Source organism: Mycolicibacter sp. MU0083 (assembly GCF_963378075.1).
Taxonomy (GTDB): domain Bacteria; phylum Actinomycetota; class Actinomycetes; order Mycobacteriales; family Mycobacteriaceae; genus Mycobacterium; species Mycobacterium kokjensenii.
In genome coordinates this window covers 1,757,282-1,776,728 of record NZ_OY726394.1, presented here as the reverse complement: position 1 = coordinate 1,776,728, position 19,447 = coordinate 1,757,282, and the positions used below count along the sequence as shown (strand labels likewise).

Sequence of the window (19,447 nt, the reverse complement as noted above, 5' to 3'; positions counted from 1 at the left end):
AATGGTCGATAGCAGCTCACGTGCTGGGGCGCGACACCCACGAGCGCCGCGCCCCAGCAAATGGGGTTATTTCTGCGCGCGGGACGCTTGATCGCTCGGCGCAGCCGCGGGGTTGGTGGGGGTGATGGCGTCGGCACGGAACGCCACGCCGCTGCGATCACCTTGAGCCCAAGGGATAGCAACCAGACCCGCGACTGAAACAGGTTGGGTGACTGTCACTTTCGGATCCCCGGCGACGGTGACGTTGAGCACTTCACCACCGGTGTCATCCAACGCCAACAGCTGCGCGGCATACAGTGGCACGCCGGTGGCGGTGTCCACTTTTGGGCTGCCGGTCTCGAAGTTCAGCCGCGGCTCGGCCGCTCGGGTGACGATGAACCGTGTGCCTGATGTGTCGATTCTTAAACGCATTGTCCCGCTGTTCCTTTCGTGATCTGTTTGCGCCCCGTTGCGGCGCTGGGCTCAGTTCACGTGGACATCGCGGACGTAGCGAGGGACGTTGGCAGGCATTGCCGACACTGCCGCAGACATTTCGGACACGACAGGGACATGCCCGTGGGCATCGGACGGGCATCACCGCCGCGGGGCGGCGGCAGTCGCATGGCAAACTAGGAACCACGCGCTGAGGATGGACAGGGATGACACGGAAAGATGTGCGCTGAGACGACGGGCGATCAGGACGGCGACGCCGAGGCCGCCACGATCCCCAACGATCGCCTCACCCAACGGCTGCACGCCAAGGGACTCTCCCCACAGAGGTTCGCCACTGCGGTGGGCGTGGATATCAAGACGGTGCGCCGCTGGCTGGCCAACATCGACTACAACGTCCGCGAGGACAACGCCCGCCGCGCCGCTAAGCTGCTTGGCTGCACACCGCACAACCTGTGGCCCAACCAGTATCCTGCCCCTACCGCGAGCGCGCTGGCGACGACGTCGCTGGGTGGTCCGTTCACCGCGACGCTGTATGCCAGCCGCACCCAGCTGCCGATCACGACGTGGCAGCAGCATTTCGGCGACGCCACCACCGGCATCGACATCCTCGTCCTGGCGGCCACGTTCCTGTTTGACACCCTCGACGGCTTCCTCGACATTCTGCTCGACGCCGCCGCCCGCGGTGTGGCGGTGCGGTTTCTCGTCGGGGATCCTGACACTGCCACCACGATCCTGCGCGGCAAGGAGGAAGGCATCGGCGAGGCCGTCATCGCCCGCTGCCGCACGTCCGTGGAGTTGCTCGCCCCGCATGCCGATACCCCGGGGCTGGATATCCGCACCCACGACACCACGCTCTACACGTCGATCTTCCGGGTCGACGACGCCATGATCGTCAACTTCCACATCTACGGCTCACCCGGGCGCAACAACCCCGTGCTTGTGCTGTCGCGCCACCACGAACCACGGCTCTGGGCCACCCTCGAAGACGCTTTCACCCAGGTCTGGGATCGCGCCAGACCGCTCAGCGCGAAAGGCTGAACCCTATGCGAACCGACTACTACAACGACCCCAACGCCCCGCTGCCCAACAGCGTCGTTCCGTCAGCCTCGGCCATCGTCACCGACGAACAGGGTCGTATCCTGCTGATCAAACGCCGCGACAACACCCTGTGGGCGCTACCCGGCGGCGGACACGACATCGGCGAAACGATTGCCGACACCGCCGTCCGGGAAGTCAAAGAGGAAACCGGGCTCGACATTGAAGTCACCGGCCTTGTCGGTGTCTACACCAACCCGCAGCATGTCGTCGCGTTCACCGATGGCGAAGTCCGCCAACAGTTCTCTCTGTCCTTCACCACCAAGGTGCTCGGCGGTACCCTGGCCATCGATCACGAAAGCACCGACATCGCCTGGACCGATCCCGACGACATCCCCAATCTGGACATGCACCCGTCGATGCGACTGCGCATCGAGCACTACCTGCAACACCGCGACAGCCCCTACCTCGGCTAACCGGCTGGGTTTACAGCCAATCGCGTACCCGTCGGACCGCCGCCAACAGTTCGTCGCGCCCCGCGTCGACCGCGCGGTGCACCGGGTCCTCGGGTCCATAGCGGCCCAACACCTCGATCAATCGATCTCGCGGTGATACCGGCGCCCCGTCCGGCCCGGTCGTCAGATCGCAAAAGGTCAACACATCCAGAACATCGCTGGGCGGATCGCTGAACGCCGCTAAACCTGACAAGCCGCGCTCGGCAGCTTCCGCGTGCGCCCCAGTATGGAACGCCACCAGGGAGGCGACCAGCTCCCGAAAACCCGCCGCCCGGGCAAACTCTGCGCCATCGAGCGGATGAAACCCGGTCCGGCGCAACGACGGTGCGTAGCCGATATCGTGCAGCCACGCCGCTGCCACCAAAGAGTCCGCTGTCTGGGCATCGAACCGCCGACTCAGCCGCTCGGCAGTCGTCGCGACACCCCGCACATGCGCCAACCGCCGCAGCTGCCCCACCAGTCGCGTCTCGGCCTCTCGCCGTGCACGCTGCGCCAGCATCCCGCTCACAACCGCCATCCTACGAGTCCCATCGCCATGGCGCAGACCCGCAACTGATGCTCAGCGGAGCCCGGGCCGCCATAGCCCGCGAGGAACCGGCGGCTACCTGCGGGCTTCGCTACGCTCCCTCTGCTCCCGTCCGCTGGCGCTCCCGTCCGCGCCGCTCGCTACGCTTCGCCCTCCGTCCGCCGCCACACAAGCTTGCACACGACGACGAGCGCTGTACATCTCAACGGCCACGGCATCCTGGCACCACGACAAGCCAGGACTGTCCTCGCTCCTCGCCGCATCGAGACGGCGCGGGCAGCAGGCGCGACCAACGCCCGCCTGACCGCCGCTGGCCTGCGATGTGAGAACTTTCTTTACTGCTATCAAGTCGATGGCGGCACGTTGCCACCAGCTCGACACCGCAGCCGCCCGACTCGAACGCCACGTCGACACCATCACCGCCACCGCCGCACCCGAGCTACAGCGTCGGGCCCGACACCGCTGCCACCCTGCTGACCGCCCTCGGCGACAACCCCGCTCGGATCGGCAGCGACGCCGCTTTCGCCAAACTCTGCGGGGTCAGCCCACTGGAAGCCTCCAGCGGCAAAACGATCCGCCACCGGCTCAATTGGGGAGGCAATCGCGACGCCAACCGTGCCCTGCACGTCATCCTGGTGGTGCGCATGCACCGTCACCAGCCCACCCGCGACTACTTCGTTCACCGCCTGGCCGAAGGCAAAACCAAGAACGAGATCATGCGCTGCATCAAGCGTACATCGCCCGCGAGATCTACCACGCCCTCCGCCAACCCAGCAGAAGAACCAACGAACTCATTGCCTGAAGAACTCATTGCCTGAAGATAGGAGCATCTGGTATCAACTCCCGAAGGGCACCCGATCCGCAATGTCCACCCATTTCGTGGCGATACGGCACCACTGTCGATGCCATCACCCTCACAGGTGAGTAATGTGCAGGTGGCAAATCGTTCAGGGTCATAGGGAACGCGAGATGATTTCCTTCATCACCTCATTTGTGCCGGCGTAGATTTTCTGCACGCGCTGGTCCACCCACAATCTCGAGATGGGATACTCGGTCATGTACCCATATCCGCCGTGGAGCTGCAAACAGTCATCGAGCACCTTCATCGCTCGCTCAGTGGTCCACCATTTCGCCATGGCGACGGTCTGGACGTCGAGTTGGCCCGCGAGGTGTAGGTCGATGCAGTAGTCCAAAAATACTCGTGCGATGCGCGTTTCGGTTGCAGCTTCGGCCAAGATGAATTTCGTGTTCTGGAAGCCGAAGACGGGCCGTCCGAACGCTTCCCGCTCACGGGTGTATTTGAGTGTCTGCTCCACGGCAAGTTCCATCGCCGCGACCGCCCCAACCGCGACGATGAGCCGCTCTTGAGGTAGCTGCGTCATCAGCTGAATGAAACCCTGACCCTCGGTCTCGCCCAGGAGGTGCGAGCGGGGAACTCTTACGTCGTCGAAGAACAACTCGGAGGTGTCTTGTCCGCGTTGGCCGATTTTGTCGAGGACCTTGCCGCGCCGGAATCCGGGTCGATCGGCTTCGGCGACGATCAGCGAGATGCCGGCGGCGCCCTGACTTGGATCTGTCTTGGCGACGACGATGATCAGGTCGGCTTGCTGACCGTTGGTGATGAAGGTCTTTGCGCCGGTGATCACGTACTCGTCACCGTCAAGAATTGCTTTGGTCTTGACACTCTGCAGATCAGAACCGGTCCCTGGCTCCGTCATGGCGATAGCACCGATCATTTCGCCTGAGGCCATCTTGGGCAGCCACTGCCTCCGTAGTTCTTCGGCCGCATACTGGAGGATGTAGTGCGCGACGATTCCGCTGTGCAGCCCTGCGCCCCATGAGCTGTCCCCGACTCGGGCTTGCTCTTCGAGTACGACGGCTTCGTGCGCGAATGTGCCGCCTCCCCCGCCGTATTCTTCGGGTATGGACATGCAGAGCAGGCCTAGTTCGCCGGCTTTGTGCCACAATTCTCGGTCAACTTGGTGCTGGTCTGCGAAACGTTGCGCATGTGGTGCCAATTCGGTCGAGAAGAACTTCGCGGCAAGGTCACGAAGCTCGAGCAATTCGGCGCTCATCCAGGGAGAAATTGATGCTGTCACAGGATTCCCTCTCGGCTGTTCAATATCAATGGGTTTGATTTCTTAGGACGTTTCGATCTGATACTCGCCGGCGGAGTGACGCGCGCGTATGGCCTTCTTGTCGTATTTTCCGACGCTTGTTCGGGGAATCTCAGACACGAAGCTCCACCGCTCCGGGATCCACCACTTGGCGACCTTGTCCAACAGAAACGCGCGCAGTCGGTCGATGTCGACCTCGGCTCCACGGTGAACCACGACCAGGGCGAGCGGTCTTTCCTGCCATTTGTCGTCGGGAACTGCCACCACCGCAGCCTCGTAGATCGCCGGGTGACCAATCAGCGTGTTTTCCAGCTCGACTGAGGAGATCCATTCTCCACCTGACTTGATGACGTCCTTCGCACGATCGGTCAGCGTGAGATACCCGTCTGGGTCGATCCGGCCGACGTCGCCGGTGCGCAGCCACCCTCCGTCGAACTTGTCCGGATCATTTTCGCCGAAGTAGGCGCCGGTGATCCACGGGCCCCGCGCCTGTATTTCACCCACTGATCGACCGTCCCACGGCACGGTCTTCTTATGGTCGTCACGCAACCGGATCTCGACACCGCACATCGGCCGACCCTGGCTTTCGCGCATCTCCCACGCACGGGTCTCGCCTACTCCGTGCGCTGCGCGTGCGACGGTAGCCAGCGGCGAGGTTTCGGTCATGCCCCATGCCTGCACGATAGGCACGTTGTACTTGTCTTCGAATGCCCGCATCAGCGAGACGGGGACTGCCGATCCCCCGCAGGCAACCAGCCGAAGTGAGGAGATATCCCGGGCGGGATTCGATTCCAGGTATCGATCGACATCGTTCCAGATCGTCGGCACTGCACCGGCGATAGTCGGCTGAGTCTCTTCGATGATCGACACCAGCGGCGCGGCCTGCAGATGGCGATCGGGTAATACCAAGTCCGCACCAGACATCAACGCCGCGTAGATCAGTCCCCACGCATTGGCGTGAAACATCGGGACAATGGCCAGGATACGGTCGGCCTCGCTCACTGCCAGGGCGTTCGACGTGCAGGCGGTCAGTGCATGTAGGTAGGTCGAACGGTGGCTGTAGACAACACCTTTGGGATTTCCAGTAGTCCCGCTGGTGTAGCACATGGCCGCGGCGGAACGCTCATCGATCTCGGGCCAATCGAAAGTCTCCGGTTGCTGCGCCAGGATCTCCTCGTAACGCAACACCGTCTTCCCGCATCGCTGCAGCGGAGCGAGGTCGCCGCCCCCGGTGGCGATGACCGTATGCACCGACTCCATCGCTGGTAGCGCACTAGCCAACAATGGCGCAACCGACGCATCCACCAGGATGATCTGATCGCTGGCATGGTTGGCGATGTACGCGAGTTGCTCTGGAGCCAAACGAATGTTGAGGGTGTGCAGCACCGCGCCCATGGAGGGAACCGCGCAGTAGGCCTCGAGATGCTCTTGGTTACTCCACTGAAAAGTGGCCACCCGTTGATCTGCCGTTATTCCCAGCCCGCGCAACGCATTGGCAAGTCGGCCCGCTCGCCCCAGGACGCTACGGTAGGACATACTTCGGCATCCAGTTCCGTCGGGGGTGATCACCTCGCTGTTTCCGTGAATGGAGGCGGCATGGCGGACAATTGCCGAGATTGTGAGCTGGACGTCTTGCATCGTGCTGTGCATTTCGCATCGGCCCTTCAGGCGAACAGGTCTGGATGGCGACTCGCATCGCCTATGAGCGTCCCGTAGTGGGTTCTGAGCGCTTGCAGGATCTCTGCCAGCGGTAGATCGTCGAAGGCGCCTCGATCCCTCAGATATTCCATGTGTTGTGTGCCGTCACCGGCGAACCCGTGCAGCAGGGCGTCTGTGCGCCCGTCGAAATCAATTGGCGGGACGCCGAACCGTGCGCATAGCTCGCGATTGAACGCCGGAGTTGCCTTGACCCAGACACCGCAGAGATGCATGAGGCTGTATCCGTGGTAGACGAATACGTCGGTACCGCCCATCCGCTCACGCAATGTCTCGGTCTGAAGGTGGTTTCGGACATCGGCGAACCCCAGCCGCGCTGGGATGCCTGCTGCTCGGCAGGCCGCCGTCAAGAGCACCGCCTTCGGGACGCAGTAAGCGCGGTCTGCAGTTGCGATGGTGCTGGCGCGATACGCATGCGGGTCATCGGTCACGGTGTAGGGGTCATACCAAATCGAGTCGCGGACCGCAGTGAAGATGGCTATGGCCTTCGTGGTGTCGTCGACCGCGCCGCGGGTCGCCGATGCAACGAAGTCGCGTACCGATTCATGTTGCCAATCGAGGAACTCCGTGGGCTCCAGGTAAGGCGAGTTCTCACCGCTCATCGGTGCCGCAACGTCACAGGCAGTCCGTCCACGGGAATGGGCAGCGAGGTGTTGTCCCAACGCACGTGATAGTCGTTTGGGACCGTCCAAGTGTAGGTACGCAACATCTGGTGCAGGATTGCCTTCACCTCGAGTGTGCCGAACTGCATCCCAATGCATTTGTGCGCCCCCCCGCCGAACGGCACCCAGGCGAATCGGTGCTGTTGGTCCTCGCGCCGGGGCTCATCGAAGCGCGACGGATCGAAACGGTCCGGGTCGCTCCATATTCTGCGGTCGAAGTGATTTACGGCGGGTGTGATTGCGCACAAGGTTTCACGGGGGATGTGATAGCCGTCGATGGCGACATCGCGGACGGTCTTGCGCATCACCAGCGGAACGGGCGCCAGCAGACGCAGAGCTTCTTTGAGGATCAGATCGAGGACCGTCATCTGCTCCAGTTCGTCGATATCTGGCGAATCGTCACCGAAGGACCGCGCCTCCGCCGCTGCCTTCTCCTGCCACTCAGGATGTTTAGCGAGGAAGTAGGTCACAGCAGTGGTGGTGATCGTGGAGGTATCATGGGCGGCCATCATGAGAAAGATCATGTGGTTGATCACATCCTCGTCGGAGAATCGTTCACCGTCTTCCGTGGTCGCCTGGCATAGGGCGGCGAATAGATCGTCGGTCTCGCCTGCACGCGCGGCCGGCAGGTGTCGGGAGAAGTAGTCCTCCAACACGCGCCGCCCATGCACGCCGGCGCGGAACCTGGTGCCCGGGAGTGGAACTCGCACAAAGGAACTCGCCGCGCGAACAGTGGAAATGAACGCCTCGTTGACAGCAGCGCTCTCGTCCTTGCCGCGGCCACCCATGAAGACATCCGTGGCAATATCGAGGGTGAGATTCTTCAACAACGGGTAGATCCGGACCGACGGACCGGTCGGCCACGCGGGCACGGCTGCGCGAACGCACGGGGCCACCTGCCCGACATATCCGGTCAGGCGAGGACGCGTGAACGCCTCCTGCATGATGCGCCGGTGCATCAAATGTTCGTCGAAGCTCATGAGCATCAACCCGCGATGGAAGAAAGCATCGATCAAGAAGGACCAGCCATCCTGAGAAAAGGCCTTGGCTTCGCTTGTGAACGCCTCACGCGTTGCGTCTGGACCGGCGATGACCACCATTTTGGTACCGAATGCGCCCATCCACGACACCGAGCCCAAACGTTCGTAACGCTCCCGACTGAATTCTGAACCAAATCGGATGTAGTCGACAGTGTGCCCCAGCAACGGGAGTCCAGCGTCCCCTAGGACGGCTCTCAGCCCAGATCCGGCGGGGGCCAGCGCAAGTTCCCGGACTCTCCAGTCCCGACTCCACTGTCGCCATTTGTCATCGACGACGCGGGGGGCGGGCGCCAACAGGACAGACGTCAACCGCTCCTTGGGGTGACGCGTGAGTGCGAGAAGCTGATTAGCCACGATGCCTCCTGGGCGCTCTGCTGCACGGGTATCTGGTAACAGTTTACATAGATGTGCTGAATGTCAATATTCGAACAATGAACAGTGAAATGTTAGACACCGCCTGCGACCCGGATCATCTGCGCAGCCTCGCGCCGTTCTCACTCGGGCCGTCTAACTGAAGGCGTTCAACGTGCCTGAATAGATAATCGTGATTGCGTGGTTTGCGGGTGAGGATCCGGTAGGCAAATGTAGGCCCAGGCCAGTTCGTCGGGATCGCGCCACTCGAGGTCGTGTACCAGCTCGCGCAAAGCGCCCACACCGACCTTCGCAGCCGCCGGCCCAATCGTGTGTTGTAGCTTTGCTCGATGTCTGGCCTGACGTCGACCGTACGCCCTGGGGCACTCGCCAAAATCTTGATGAGGGCACCGACATAGCGGACCTGAGACTCGATCATGTAAATGATCGACCCGGAACCGACGTTCGTGTTCGGGCCATAGAGGAGAAAGAGATTCGGGAACATCGGGACTGTAATGCCCAGGTATGCGTGCGCCTGCGTCCCCCACACCTCGTCCAGAGTCACTCCGCCCCAGCCGCGAACACGCATCGGGGCGAGGAAGTCGGTAGCGCGGAAACCTGTTCCGTAAATGACGACGTCCGCGTGGTGGAGTACGCCATCGTCGGTCACGACTCCCTTGTCGCAAAGCTTCGCAACCGCGTTGGTCACCAACGAGACTTCACCGTTGGCAATCGCGGGGTAGTAATCATTCGAGAACAACACCCGCTTGCACCCCGGCGCATCTGATGGCGTGAGTTGCCGGCGCAGCATTGGATCGGCAACCTGCCGATGGAGGTGGTAGCGGGCGACCGCGCCGAGAATGCGTGACAAGGGCTTCGCGTCGACCAACGTCACTGCGAGCACTTCAAAAATCAGCCATACCGCGAAACGCTCAAGACGCGGCCACAGCGGCAGAACCTTAATCAGCTGTTGGTGAAGACGTCCGTACCTGCTGTCCCACTTCGGCAAAATCCAAGGCGCCGTGCGCTGATACAGCGTTACGCGCTGTGCCTCGTGTGCGATCCATGGCACAAACTGTATCGCGCTTGCGCCTGTCCCGATGACGGCTACTTCCTTGCCGCGCAGCGATACCGAATGGTCCCAACGCGCCGAATGAAAACGCGGCCCCTCGAAGGTGTCTTCGCCGGCAATATTCGGCGTATGAGGTCGCGAGAGCTGCCCCACGGCCGAAATCACGACATCGCACCAGATCGTCTCGCTGGATTCGGTCACCAAACGCCAACGGCCGGCCTGTTCATCGAAGGTCATCTCGACGACTTCGGTCCGCGTGCGCAGCTGCAGGTCCATTCCGTCGGCCAGGACGAGTCGGCGAAGATATTGGAGTATCTCGGGCTGTTCTGCATAACGTCTCGACCAACGAGTGTTGGGCTTGTCCGAGAGTGAGTACAACGCTGACGGCACGTCGCAAGCCGCTCCTGGATAGGTGTTGTCGCGCCAGACGCCGCCGATGTCTGCAGCCTTTTCCACCATGGTGAAGTTGGTGAATCCGTCCCTCTTCAGCTGATGGGCCATGGCGATACCCGCGACGCCGGCCCCGATGATCACTATCGACGGATCGTGTCCTCGAGGATCCCTCGCAAAGCCGCCTGTCATGAGACAGCTAAGAAGCAGTTGATGGCGCGGTGGCAGTGGAGCATCCACGGTCCCAACACTTTCACCGGTGGGCCGAAGCTTTCAGGAAGTTTCCAGCGCGGTGGATCGCCTCACGAGCCTCGGGCAGGATTCGGAACATGGCTTGGAACACGTGGATCTGTCCCCGGTACACCTGTATCTCAACGCTTGATCCGGCCGATCGGAGGCGGTCGGCAAGATGCCTCGAGTCATCGATCAACATTTCTCTTCCGCCTACCTGAATCAGGATCGGTGGCATGGACCTGAGGTCTGCGTCGAGCACGCTGATTCGCTCATTGCGGTGATCTGCACCAGCCACGTACAGGTCAAGAGCGCGGGCCGCGGACCGAGCAGAGGCGAAAGGATCACGGCGGCGAAGTTCGCGTGCCCTCGCGAGTTCACATGTCAGATCCAGGACCGGAGACATGAGAAGCATCGAATCCGGCAGCGGAAGTCCGTCACTACGTGCGCCAAGGGCGGTGGCCATCGTGAGCTGGCCGCCCGCCGAGTCCCCGGCCACCGCAACACCGCGTTCGCCGGAAGCCGAAGGCTGCCCTGTGACGAGCCAGCGGTATGCGTTCAGTGCATCGTCGGCGGCAGCGGGAAAGGGATAGCGTGGAGCTAGCCGATACCTCACCGCAAAGATGGGCCGACCGCTCGCGGAGGCAAGTTCACCGAGCAGGCCGCGGTGGGTAGCCGGTGAGCACATGGAGTAGGCGCCGCCATGAATGTAGAGCAACGGAACCGCGTGTGGATCGACTGCAGGAGAAGTGATCCAATCCCCGCGTATCTGATTCCCGGCGAACTCGGTATCTATTGTGCGAACCGCCACGCTTCGGCGGGGCCGCGATCCCACAAGCGCCATCCGGAGTACGCGATCCATCACCGCGAGGCCGTGGGCGTTCGACGGGATGAGTTGCGACAGCGGACGCAGTGTGTTTCGCGAAGTCATTGCCACGAAATGACTTGCAAGACTGGGGCGCCGGTCCGTCGCATCAGTGTCGGTCACCGTGCGCCCACGGATTCTGCGCGACGTTCAAATCGGTAATCGGAGAGCCGGAAGGTGCGGCTACGCCAGTAAGTCTCCAGGGTCGTTGACGGACGCAACGGAACATCGCCGTGTTTGTCGAAATAGTAACTGTTGGCATTGGAACAGCTCGGCTGCCAGAAAACCTGTCGATGTCGGCGGTTAACCATGTCAGCGAAGTAGCGGTCGTTCGCCTGCTGTCTGACCTCTACGTAATCAGCCTTCAGCGTGCGCGCACGACGAAGACAGCGGACGATATGCCGACTTTGCGCCTCGATGAGTGTGAAGTAGGAGGAGCCGTTGTAACCATAGGGACCGAAGATATTGAAGTGATTCGGGAACCCTGGGACGCTCACACCCTCGAAGGCTTGGAGGCGGTGCTCATCCCACCAGGCAGACTGCTCCACTCCACCGCGTCCCTTCAGCACATAAGTCGGCATATTGCCCGACTCCATCACTTTGAACCCGGTGGCCAAGACCATGACATCGATCGGATAACTCTTGCCATCTTCCGTGTGAACCGAGGCATGGTCGACATGGGTGATGCCGCTGGTCTCGAGCGAAACATTGCGACGGTTGTACGTTGCGAGATAGGAATTGTGGAAACTCGGTCGCTTACAACCCAACGAATAGCGAGGAATGAGTTGGTCTCGAGTCACCGGATCGTCGACCGCCCGACGCATATAGCGTTTCGCCGCCTCTTCCATGAGGTCCGACACAGGGATCAACGAGTGAAAATGAGCTGCGATTGGAAATGTGAACTCGACGAACGCCTGACTCGCAGTGCGCGTCATCAGTTGTGCCCCTGGCACCAACCGCATCACTGTCGCGGCCCAGCTCGGTATGGAGAAATCCGGCTTCGGCAAGCAGTAAATCGGCGTTCGCTGGAAGACCGTCAGACTTGATGCGATCTTCGCGATTTCGGGAATCAGCTGCACCGCAGATGCCCCAGTCCCGATCACCGCCACCCGCTTACCGGTGAGATCTTTCGTGTGGTCCCATCTGGCCGTATGCAGCGTCACGCCGGCGAAGTCGCGCACTCCTGGAATATCAGGCCACTTCGGCCGACTGAGAACGCCAGAGCAATTTATCACAAAACGCGCGGTCAGATTCTGACCAGAGGAGCAGCTCAGCCGCCATAGTGCGGCGCCTTCGTCGAAACAGGCTTCGTCCACAGTCGTGTTGAACCGGATGTAATTTTGGAGTCCGTATTTTTCTACACACCGCTCTGCATAAGCCTTCAACTCATCCCCGTGAGCGTAAGTACGTGACCAGGATGTTCGCATCTCATAAGAGAACTGGTAACTATAGGACGGAATATCGACCGCTATTCCCGGATACGTATTCCAGTGCCATGTGCCGCCGACGCCATCGGCGTCATCGACTATAAGAAAGTCCGCAAATCCGGCCTTCAACAGGCTGATGGCTGTACCAATCCCAGAAAACCCGGCTCCGACTATTACAATTTTGTAGTGCTGCCCAGACTCAGAACCCATTACTTCCTCACGTGCGCTTTGATGTTTACCCTATCCGCTGCTGCAGTTCAGCGTGTTTGTGTCAACTTCAGGTCAGCATCGTCACGCCGAGTGATGTCGTAATCCCGCATATCCAGACGGGACAGTTCCCTGGTGAACTGAGTCGCAAAGCCCGGATACATCGTGCCGTTATAGCCGTCCTCCGTTAAATACCAGCTGCTGCAACCCGAGTTCCATGTCGTGCGTCGTAACCGCCGCTGAATATTGGAGTGGTACGCGTTTTGGCTACCCTCTTTCACATCCAGGGTATGGACTCCGTTACCTTCGTCGCGCAAGAGCTCGATCGCTTTTACGATGTAATCGATTGCTGCCTCCATATATAGAAGGGCAGAGTTGTGGCCAGGACCGGAATTAGGCCCGAAAGTGAAGAACAAATTCGGATAGCCGGCCACACTCACGCTCTTGTAGGCAAATCTCCCCTCAGACCACGCGTCTTCGAGTTTTCGTCCGTCGCGCCCTCGGATCGGAAATGGCGTACCGCGTTTACACACATCGAAGCCTGTCGCGAATACTATGCAGTCCACCTCATGCTCGATGCCGTCGGCGGTTCGAATTCCGTTCGGAGCCAGTGTGGCGATCGGCCAGCTGACGAGTTTGCAGTTATCGGCCTGGAGAGCAGGGTAATAGTCGTTAGTCATAAGCATGCGTTTGCACCCAGGTCTGAACTGCGGTGTTAGCTGACGTCTCAACCAGGTATCCTTCACCTGCCGACGCAGATTCGCCTTCGCGGCCGCTTGGATGACAGATGTGGCAGCGGTATCCCAAACCATGCCCACGGCCATGACCTCATGCGCCCAGAACCACGCACCTCGTAGGGCCTGTTCGGTTGCCGGCATGCGCTTGAAAGTCGAACGCGCCCAGGCCGGATGCCGGAAATTCACCCTCGGTAGGACCCAGCCGGGCGTCCTCTGAAACACCTTGACCGACGCCGCCAACTGGACCAATTCGGGAACGATCTGCACAGCGCTCGCCCCGGTCCCGATAACCGCCACCCTCTTACCGCTCATGTCATAGGAGTGGTCCCACCGAGCACTGTGAATCTTTTTCCCCTCGTACGACTCGATGCCACGAATATCCGGGAAACTGGCGTCAGCAAGTGGTCCGCTAGCCATCACGACTGAACGGCCCCTATACCGCCTGCCGCCGGTCGTGTCGACAACCCACTCTCCGGCATCCTCGTCGAATTCCAGTGCACTCACGTCCGCACCGAAATGAATGAACCTCCCAAGATCGTATTTCGCGACAATCGCGTCGATATAGGCGAGGATCTCTGCGCTCCCCGAGTATGCGCGAGTCCAGCCTGGGTTCGGCTCGAACGAGTAGGAGTACAGCAATGACGGAATGTCGCAGGCGGCGCCGGGGTAAGTGTTGTCACGCCAGGTGCCCCCGATGCGATGTGATCGCTCCAAGATGACAAAGTCGTTAATGCCCGCTTGAAGCATTCTCATCGCCGTACCGATACCCGCGAAGCCGGCGCCGACGATCAAAGTCGTTACCGTGTCCGTCATTTAGCGACCGGTTCATAGGTCAGTTCATCCGTCCATGAAGGCGGTCGCCCGAGTACTTGCACGGGGAAGATGTCGATCGCATTGCCTAAGCGCTGGGAAACGAAGTGAAGGGGTTGGGACCGCTTGATCGAGGAGGACATGTGGGCCTTCAAGATGTGATATCCAGGCACCCTCCGCGTGTGCTCACTGCGGTCCCCGACATTGCCATATCGCGTCACCGCGTTGTACAGCTTCTCTTCGGATAGCCCCATCGCGTTGAGATTCATCAACATGCGCGTGAGAAGCGGTATATACAGCAACGCGCCAGTGAGAATACGGGGGTCCATCACAGCGCCGACCGTTTGGATTGCATGGATTCGCATGGGACTGGCGCCGAGGTCATTCAGGACTTGAAAACCTACTGCAAGGTGCCGCGATTCGTCGCTGTTGACCTTATTGAATACTTCCCCGCAAATTGGGTCGTCGACCTCATCAAGGAGAAATTTCAGCAGGGCCCCGTCCAGCGCGGTCTCCAGTGCGGGAATCGCGGCGCCGATGACAGTCAGGGGAAGGGCCTCAGCGTACCGATCTAGCCACTCGATCACGAGACGGATGTTCTTATTCGGTACAGGCTTTTCGCCTTCCTCGATCATGCCCCAGCGACGCATCAGAGCAAGTTCGGCGTTGGCGTGACGCTGCTCCTCGGCGTGAAAGTAACGGTAAATGTCTCCGAGCGCTTCGAAGGGCGCCTTCGGGGCCATCGCAGCAAAGGCGCGCGCTCCGACATGCTCAATCCACACCACGTCGGACATGAATTGCTTGAGTTTGGGACGCTGTTCGTCGGTGATCAACTCCGCACCAGGGGCGTCCCAATCGATATCGGCGAGAGCCCATTGCTTGTTCTTGATCGTCTCGAGCATGTCGCTATATGCGAACGCCATTTCACTGCTCCCTCTGGTCGGCTGGATCGTTCCACGAGGCCATGCGCTCCACCAGCCCCAACGCGCGCGTAAACGGACCGGGTAAAGCTCTTTTCAGTTGCCACAAAATTTTCGCGTCCAGTTGGGGCACGACATAGATTTGTCCGCGATCGTGCGCGTTCAGAGTGGTTCGAGCCACTTGATCCGGCGAAATGCCGGTCCACCTCATCAGGTTGGTCGCGAGTCTCGCCGCCGACTCCTCAATCTGAGGATTATTGGCGATGTTCGTCTTGACGAAGGTGGGGCAAAGCACTGTGACGTTGACGTTGGTACCGCTGAGTTCGGCCGCCAATGTCTCGGACAGAGCGAGCACGCCGGCCTTACTCACGTTGTATGCGCCCATTCGGGGCGCCGAGCCGAAACTTGCGGCGGACGCCACATTGATCACTCCGCCCCGGCCGTTGCTCCGGAGGCGAGGAACAAAAGTCTCGCAACCGTAGATAACACCCCAAAGGTTGACAGAAATCGCAGCGTTCCAGTCCTCGACCGACGTATCGCCGATGCGATTGCCGCCGGCACCGATTCCGGCGTTGTTGATCACCAGACTCGCCGCCTTGCCGAACCAGTCTTCACTGGCATCAGCGAGGTTACGGACCTGCTCAAGTTCGGTGACGTCGCATACGACGTCGAAACCCTCGCCGCCGGCCTGCCTCACCATCTCGGCCGACTCCTTCGCAGTGATGGGGTCTTTGTCCGCACACACAACACGTCCACCTCTGCGAGCAAGCTCAACGGCGAACGCGCGGCCGATACCGCTCCCTGCGCCTGTGACTACTGCGTGGGCGCGGTGGGTTCTACCTGGTGAATTACCGAACGGCAAGAACCTCATCTGCTTGCCCTTTGGATCGCGACACTGATTTCCGGTGCGGGAGGATATTCATTTGGGGGCATCAGCCACCATTGGGGTCGCATGCCACCAGTTTGGGCGTGAGCCCGACGTTTTGTCAAGATGGTGAGGTGAGGTCGAGAAGCAAGGTCTGGGGTGGTCGGACCGGTGCTGAGCGTCGAGCAGAGCGACGGCAGCAATTGATCGAGGCTGCGACCGAGATTTGGAGTGAGAGCGGTTGGGCCGCAGTGACTATGCGCGGCGTTTGCGCCCGGACAGGGCTCAACGATCGATACTTCTACGAGGACTTCAAGACGCGCGAGGATCTTCTCGTCGCAGCGTGGGATGGCGTTCGCAATGACATGCTCGGCGAGGTTTCCGCGCTCTTCGACGAGCGTGTGGATCGGCCGCCGATCGAAACCATCACCGCGGCGATCGCCATCGTGGTTGACCGGATCGCACGCGATCCTGGCCGGGCGCACATCCTCCTCGCTCAGCATGTAGGTAGCTCACCGCTGCAAGATCGCCGCGCTGTGGCGCTGCAGGAGGCAACGCAGTTGGTCGTCGAGGCAAGCCGGCCACATCTCAGAGAAGACGCCGACGAGACGGCCCTTCGTATGGACACTTTGGTTGCGGTGGGGGGGTTCGTCGAAGTCATCACGGCCTGGCACTCCGGTTTGCTTGCGGTGACCGAAAAGGAAGTGGTCGCGCACACTAGCCGACTGGCTGAAACCTTGGCTCAACGCTACGTCGTCAGCGGCTGAGGCTTAACCTTTCCGTGAGTTTCGAGGCCGACTGCATTTGTCTGTATGACTGTCGCCTTGACCCGCCACCGGGCATCCAATCCGTGACGACAGGCGCGCTGTCGTTTGTTTGGAGGAACGACGCAGAAACAGTGTCTTTCTGCGTCGCCCTCCTCACGCACTTTTGCTACCCAGGCTGAGCGATGACCTTCTGTGAGCCGTCTTGGTCGAACAGTTCCTTGCTCCATCGCTCCAGGACCGCGGCACTGTCCCAATCATCAGGGTGGAAGCCGGGGCGGTTGTACGAACGGAATCGCTGCAGCGCATCGGCGGTGAACATCGGGGTGCGACTGAAGCGATGTAGGCTACGCACCAACGTGACCGGGTTATACGAGGCCTTGTCAGAGGCCATCGAAAGCGCAGTCTGCAGAATGAGTTCGCCGAACAGAATTGCAGAGGCGATCCGCATGCCCCGTACGCGGGTGCGCTCGGTGCCTCCAATCAGCCGATAGGCGTCGAAGGCGACGGCTTTGTGCTCCGACTCCTCGAACGCATGCCACAGCAGAATCGGTCGAACCTCTGTCTGTCCGATGAGCTTCTGGGCGTCATCGCTGGTGAGAATGATTTCAGCGAGCGTCGCGGTGTAGTGCTCCAATGCAGAGGTCATCGACAGCCGCATTTCTGGCGAAAAGCGCCGCTCCAATAGCTTGATCAGGCGTGCGACGTGGCGGTCGATCCGCGCGGTCGGATAACCCATGGCCTGGAGCCGTTCGTTGAGGAGCCGATGCTGGTGTCGGTGTGTGGCCTCTTGTCCGATGAAACCCTTGACCGCTGTCAGCAATTGGGGATCGTCGATGGAACTCTGGAAATACTTGACCGAGCGGATGAAGAAGTCTTCCCCTTCCGGGAAGGTCGCAGAAAGCACCGAGATGAAATGGCTCATCACCAGGTCGCCATCCACGAAGTGTTGCCGCTTCGTGGAGGTGGGCATGGGGAAACGAACGCGCCGGGGTTTTGGCAATACACGGCTCTTGGTCGAGGCTCGATCTTCCGGCATCTTGACGGGGTCCTTCCTCCGTAGTCTGATCTGACTTTAGGCCTTGTCACATGAGACTGCCAGAATGTAGGGCATGAGTCCAGCACGTGTTTATGGCGGGCTGTCCGCAACTCAACGCGATGCGCAGCGCCGCGCACTGCTGATTGACGCCGCGGTCGCGCTCATGGGCAAGCAGGGAGCCGCCGCGTGCACCGTGACCGCTGTGTGTACGGAGTCAGGAGTGACGAGCCGGTACTTCTACCAGCAGTTTCGCGACAGAGACGCGCTCCTGCGTGCGATGTTCACCAAGATCTCCACCACCTTCCAAGCCGTGATCACCAAGGCGATACCGGATGACACCGTTGCTCCTCAAGAACTCGCTTACGCTCCGATAAAGGCCCTGGTTCAGATGATCGAGAACGATCCCAGCATGGCCCGCATATTGTTTGTCGAATCGGGCGCTGAACCCCTGCTTCGGCAGCTGCGAAGCGAACTGATGTCCGAATTTGCGGAGCTCGTCCTCAGAGAGGCCCGCCTGCATCTCGATATACCCAGCGAGGTGATTCAGGTCGCAGATCTCGCCGCTACCTACGGTGTCGGGGGCCTGTTCGAGATTCTCCGTCGCTGGATAGACGGACAACTAAACCTATCGACCGAAGTGCTTATCGAGCATTGTGCGGGTTTTCTCGGCAGTCTTGGCCTGTATACCCTCGGCCAGAAACCTGACCCGGCCGCTTCGCACATCCAGGTCGATATCAACTCCCCTGCGGGCCACAGCTGATGAGACCGGCGGTCTTTTCGCCGACACGCTGCGGCGTCACGCTACCGAAGGCTGGTACACCACGATGTGGTCGAGTACGCGTTTGCTTAGCAAACCCGCCTGTCGGCCCCGGTTTAATCCGAGCAGCCTGCGCCGGTTGAAAAATGAGCAGATTTACGGGTTGCGTCATCCCTCCCAGGGTGGTCGCGCAGTGCAGCGTATTGACGACGCCTTCTGTATGGAGCTAGTGAAGTGATCCAGCGTGACGACGACGAATAACCCGGACGCGGACGCGACCAGCTGGCCGGTGGCTTCCTCGCGCAATTCTGCCCGCACTTCGAGTTTCCGGCCGGTTCTGGACACGAGCTCCGCGCTGACCTCGTAGGGAACCCCCAGCAATACCGGCGCGAAGAACTCGGTGTCGAGCTTACGGGTGACGGCCATCTCACCGACGACGTAGAGCAGCATGCCCACCGTGTCGTCAAGAACCGTCATGACTGCGCCGCCATGTGCGATCCCGGGTGCGCCGCGATGTCGGCCGTCGAAGATATGCCTGGCGCCCACCCCGTCGCCACGCCGACGCGCTCGCAGGCGATGACCGTGCGGATTGTCTGTGCCGCAACCAAGGCACCACGGATGGTGCGCATCGAGGTAGTCGCCGTCGGCGGCGATAACACGATTCTGAAAGTTATGCCACCACGCGATGGCCGAATCTTCTGCTTGCTCGTCGATGACGAAATCCTCCTAAATAGGACCACGCAGTGCATGGACCACCATGCGACTGAAGAACTGCGCCGACGTCGGCTGGGCTGATCGCCGGAAGACAGTATGTAAAGGACTCGTTAGCCCGCCGAGATCATCGCTGCGGTACACCTTCCAGTTCGGTCACTATCAGCCATTTGGTCCTGCCCCGCAATACGCCCTCGACGCTGTCGCCGCATAGCTCGCCCGATAATGCTCGGGGTCGTCGTCGGTGCTATAGGGGTC

The 19,447-nt window shown here is 60.6% G+C and carries 20 protein-coding genes; 6 read left to right on the top strand and 14 right to left on the bottom strand.

Features of this window, described 5'->3' with window-relative positions; translation table 11 throughout:
- Positions 1-66: 66 nt before the first annotated feature.
- Positions 67-411, bottom strand: coding sequence for an SCO3933 family regulatory protein (locus tag RCP38_RS08175; protein ID WP_011893911.1), 345 nt, complete (start codon positions 409-411; stop codon positions 67-69).
- 240 nt (positions 412-651) lie between these two features.
- Between RCP38_RS08175 and RCP38_RS08170 the strand changes: the two genes are divergently transcribed.
- Together RCP38_RS08170 and RCP38_RS08165 are read left to right on the top strand one after the other, a co-directional pair.
- Positions 652-1,470 carry a hypothetical protein gene (locus tag RCP38_RS08170; RefSeq protein ID WP_012394806.1) on the top strand — a complete coding sequence of 273 codons (819 nt, stop codon included), beginning with the start codon at positions 652-654 and terminating at the stop codon, positions 1,468-1,470.
- A 5-nt stretch (positions 1,471-1,475) separates the two neighbouring features.
- Positions 1,476-1,943: an NUDIX hydrolase gene (locus RCP38_RS08165; protein ID WP_012394807.1), complete on the top strand. Its 468-nt coding sequence runs from the start codon at positions 1,476-1,478 to the stop codon at positions 1,941-1,943.
- 10 nt (positions 1,944-1,953) lie between these two features.
- Here the strand turns inward: RCP38_RS08165 and RCP38_RS08160 are convergent, their stop codons facing one another.
- On the bottom strand, positions 1,954-2,490 hold the full coding sequence (locus tag RCP38_RS08160; RefSeq protein WP_012394808.1) for an HD domain-containing protein: 537 nt from the start codon (positions 2,488-2,490) through the stop codon (positions 1,954-1,956).
- 356 nt (positions 2,491-2,846) lie between these two features.
- Here RCP38_RS08160 and RCP38_RS08155 point away from each other — a divergent pair, with 356 nt between their 5' ends.
- The gene (locus tag RCP38_RS08155; protein ID WP_081288816.1) at positions 2,847-3,326 is read left to right on the top strand and encodes a transposase; all 480 of its coding nucleotides are present in this window, start codon (positions 2,847-2,849) and stop codon (positions 3,324-3,326) included.
- A gap of 135 nt (positions 3,327-3,461) precedes the next feature.
- Here the strand turns inward: RCP38_RS08155 and RCP38_RS08150 are convergent, their stop codons facing one another.
- The 10 genes from RCP38_RS08150 to RCP38_RS08105 form a co-directional block, all read right to left on the bottom strand.
- Entirely contained in the window at positions 3,462-4,583 is a 1,122-nt protein-coding gene (locus tag RCP38_RS08150) for an acyl-CoA dehydrogenase family protein (RefSeq protein ID WP_016889182.1), read from the bottom strand.
- A 66-nt stretch (positions 4,584-4,649) separates the two neighbouring features.
- A complete protein-coding gene (locus tag RCP38_RS08145) occupies positions 4,650-6,275 on the bottom strand; it encodes a fatty acid--CoA ligase (protein WP_046286959.1) in 1,626 nt (541 codons plus the stop codon).
- 14 nt (positions 6,276-6,289) lie between these two features.
- Entirely contained in the window at positions 6,290-6,943 is a 654-nt protein-coding gene (locus RCP38_RS08140; protein WP_012394811.1) for a transglutaminase-like domain-containing protein, read from the bottom strand.
- Complete coding sequence (locus RCP38_RS08135) at positions 6,940-8,397, bottom strand: cytochrome P450 (RefSeq protein WP_047037865.1); 1,458 nt, start codon at positions 8,395-8,397, stop codon at positions 6,940-6,942. The genes RCP38_RS08140 and RCP38_RS08135 overlap by 4 nt, the downstream gene beginning before the upstream one ends.
- Positions 8,398-8,512: 115 nt before the next feature.
- The gene (locus RCP38_RS08130) at positions 8,513-10,048 is read right to left on the bottom strand and encodes a flavin-containing monooxygenase (RefSeq protein ID WP_046285470.1); all 1,536 of its coding nucleotides are present in this window, start codon (positions 10,046-10,048) and stop codon (positions 8,513-8,515) included.
- A gap of 61 nt (positions 10,049-10,109) precedes the next feature.
- Positions 10,110-11,075, bottom strand: coding sequence for an alpha/beta hydrolase (locus RCP38_RS08125; protein WP_046285469.1), 966 nt, complete (start codon positions 11,073-11,075; stop codon positions 10,110-10,112).
- On the bottom strand, positions 11,072-12,589 hold the full coding sequence (locus RCP38_RS08120; protein WP_046285468.1) for a flavin-containing monooxygenase: 1,518 nt from the start codon (positions 12,587-12,589) through the stop codon (positions 11,072-11,074). Before RCP38_RS08120 ends, RCP38_RS08125 begins: the two co-directional genes overlap by 4 nt.
- 47 nt (positions 12,590-12,636) lie before the next feature.
- Entirely contained in the window at positions 12,637-14,136 is a 1,500-nt protein-coding gene (locus tag RCP38_RS08115) for a flavin-containing monooxygenase (protein ID WP_046285467.1), read from the bottom strand.
- The gene (locus RCP38_RS08110; protein ID WP_046285466.1) at positions 14,133-15,056 is read right to left on the bottom strand and encodes a hypothetical protein; all 924 of its coding nucleotides are present in this window, start codon (positions 15,054-15,056) and stop codon (positions 14,133-14,135) included. Before RCP38_RS08110 ends, RCP38_RS08115 begins: the two co-directional genes overlap by 4 nt.
- Position 15,057: 1 nt before the next feature.
- Entirely contained in the window at positions 15,058-15,924 is an 867-nt protein-coding gene (locus RCP38_RS08105) for an SDR family NAD(P)-dependent oxidoreductase (RefSeq protein ID WP_046285465.1), read from the bottom strand.
- 128 nt (positions 15,925-16,052) lie between these two features.
- Between RCP38_RS08105 and RCP38_RS08100 the strand changes: the two genes are divergently transcribed.
- Positions 16,053-16,685, top strand: coding sequence for a TetR/AcrR family transcriptional regulator (locus tag RCP38_RS08100; protein ID WP_095562669.1), 633 nt, complete (start codon positions 16,053-16,055; stop codon positions 16,683-16,685).
- Between the two features lie 166 nt (positions 16,686-16,851).
- Here RCP38_RS08100 and RCP38_RS08095 read toward each other — a convergent pair whose 3' ends face one another.
- The gene (locus tag RCP38_RS08095; RefSeq protein WP_046285464.1) at positions 16,852-17,721 is read right to left on the bottom strand and encodes a metal-dependent hydrolase; all 870 of its coding nucleotides are present in this window, start codon (positions 17,719-17,721) and stop codon (positions 16,852-16,854) included.
- 73 nt (positions 17,722-17,794) lie between these two features.
- Here RCP38_RS08095 and RCP38_RS08090 point away from each other — a divergent pair, with 73 nt between their 5' ends.
- Complete coding sequence (locus tag RCP38_RS08090) at positions 17,795-18,481, top strand: TetR/AcrR family transcriptional regulator (RefSeq protein WP_046285463.1); 687 nt, start codon at positions 17,795-17,797, stop codon at positions 18,479-18,481.
- A gap of 165 nt (positions 18,482-18,646) precedes the next feature.
- On the opposite strand, the gene RCP38_RS08085 is transcribed toward RCP38_RS08090, so the two are convergent.
- The gene (locus RCP38_RS08085) at positions 18,647-19,024 is read right to left on the bottom strand and encodes a PaaI family thioesterase (RefSeq protein WP_073916453.1); all 378 of its coding nucleotides are present in this window, start codon (positions 19,022-19,024) and stop codon (positions 18,647-18,649) included.
- On the opposite strand from RCP38_RS08085, the gene RCP38_RS08080 reads away from it, so the two are divergent.
- Complete coding sequence (locus tag RCP38_RS08080; RefSeq protein WP_163648679.1) at positions 18,992-19,273, top strand: hypothetical protein; 282 nt, start codon at positions 18,992-18,994, stop codon at positions 19,271-19,273. The two genes, RCP38_RS08085 and RCP38_RS08080, sit on opposite strands and share 33 nt — an antisense overlap.
- The last annotated feature ends 174 nt before the right edge of the window (positions 19,274-19,447 follow it).

Excerpts from the sequence above, each read along its gene's own strand:
- RCP38_RS08140 (WP_012394811.1), bottom strand. The coding sequence starts at position 6,943 with ATGAGCGGTGAGAACTCGCCTTACCTGGAGCCCACGGAGTTCCTCGAT.
- RCP38_RS08175 (WP_011893911.1), bottom strand. The coding sequence starts at position 411 with ATGCGTTTAAGAATCGACACATCAGGCACACGGTTCATCGTCACCCGA.
- RCP38_RS08165 (WP_012394807.1), top strand. The coding sequence starts at position 1,476 with ATGCGAACCGACTACTACAACGACCCCAACGCCCCGCTGCCCAACAGC.
- RCP38_RS08080 (WP_163648679.1), top strand. The coding sequence starts at position 18,992 with ATGTCGGCCGTCGAAGATATGCCTGGCGCCCACCCCGTCGCCACGCCG.
- RCP38_RS08145 (WP_046286959.1), bottom strand. The coding sequence starts at position 6,275 with ATGCACAGCACGATGCAAGACGTCCAGCTCACAATCTCGGCAATTGTC.
- RCP38_RS08115 (WP_046285467.1), bottom strand. The coding sequence starts at position 14,136 with ATGACGGACACGGTAACGACTTTGATCGTCGGCGCCGGCTTCGCGGGT.
- RCP38_RS08150 (WP_016889182.1), bottom strand. The coding sequence starts at position 4,583 with ATGAGCGCCGAATTGCTCGAGCTTCGTGACCTTGCCGCGAAGTTCTTC.
- RCP38_RS08110 (WP_046285466.1), bottom strand. The coding sequence starts at position 15,056 with ATGGCGTTCGCATATAGCGACATGCTCGAGACGATCAAGAACAAGCAA.
- RCP38_RS08120 (WP_046285468.1), bottom strand. The coding sequence starts at position 12,589 with ATGGGTTCTGAGTCTGGGCAGCACTACAAAATTGTAATAGTCGGAGCC.
- RCP38_RS08170 (WP_012394806.1), top strand. The coding sequence starts at position 652 with ATGTGCGCTGAGACGACGGGCGATCAGGACGGCGACGCCGAGGCCGCC.
- RCP38_RS08105 (WP_046285465.1), bottom strand. The coding sequence starts at position 15,924 with ATGAGGTTCTTGCCGTTCGGTAATTCACCAGGTAGAACCCACCGCGCC.
- RCP38_RS08095 (WP_046285464.1), bottom strand. The coding sequence starts at position 17,721 with ATGCCGGAAGATCGAGCCTCGACCAAGAGCCGTGTATTGCCAAAACCC.
- RCP38_RS08130 (WP_046285470.1), bottom strand. The coding sequence starts at position 10,048 with ATGACAGGCGGCTTTGCGAGGGATCCTCGAGGACACGATCCGTCGATA.
- RCP38_RS08090 (WP_046285463.1), top strand. The coding sequence starts at position 17,795 with ATGAGTCCAGCACGTGTTTATGGCGGGCTGTCCGCAACTCAACGCGAT.